This window comes from Oleiphilus sp. HI0123, assembly GCF_001635315.1.
In genome coordinates this window covers 1-822 of sequence record NZ_LWGE01001854.1, presented here as the reverse complement: position 1 = coordinate 822, position 822 = coordinate 1, and the positions used below count along the sequence as shown (strand labels likewise).

At 47.9% G+C, this 822-nt stretch carries 1 protein-coding gene; it reads left to right on the top strand.

Features of this window, described 5'->3' with window-relative positions:
- Window positions 1-822 (top strand): AMP-binding protein (locus tag A3761_RS24845; protein WP_156492114.1); only part of this gene is annotated, 822 nt, incomplete at both ends.

Sequence of the window (822 nt, the reverse complement as noted above, 5' to 3'; positions counted from 1 at the left end):
TTTTATGGAGAATCGCCCAGAGCTATTGGCCTGTGTTGCTGCGATTGCCAAAATAGGGGCCGTGAGTGCGCTCATCAATACCAGTCAGCGCGCCGCGGTGTTACGCCACAGTTTTGAGCTCGTCGATGCTAAAGCAATTATTGTCGGGCGAGAGCTATTTTCAGCGATTTCTGAGGTAGAGAGTAGTCTTCCTGTTTCTAGTAATGCTCGCTTTTTCTTTGATGATGCTGACACTTTGCTTAGTGATGTTGACCCTGATGCTTTGCCTGATGGCTGGACAGATCTTGCGGCGGTGCAGAGGAAAGAAAGCTCAGAGAATCCGGGTAGTACCTTGAGGAGTCGTCCTTCCGAGGCTTTCTGTTATTTTTATACCTCTGGTACGACCGGGCTGCCGAAAGCGGCTATTTTGACTCATGGACGTTTTATGAAAGCCTTTGGTGGTGCGGGACTGGCATGTTTACAGCTGACACCGCGTGACCGAGCTTATGTGACCTTGCCATTTTATCATGGTACAGCCTTGGTAGTTGCATGGGGCAGTGTCTTGGCTGGTGATGCCTGCTTGGTTATGGCGCGACAATTCTCTGCTAGTAGATTTTGGTCTGAGGTAAGACGAACGCAAGCAACTGCTATTTGTTATGTTGGTGAGTTGTGTCGCTATTTGATGTCTCAGCCAGAAAGTGCTGATGATAAAAATCATCAGGTAAGAATGATTTTTGGTAACGGTTTGCGAGCAAACCTGTGGGCGGGTTTTAAACAGCGCTTTGGTGTCGATAAGGTGATGGAGTTTTATGGCTCTAGTGAGGGGAATGTAGGTTTTCTCAA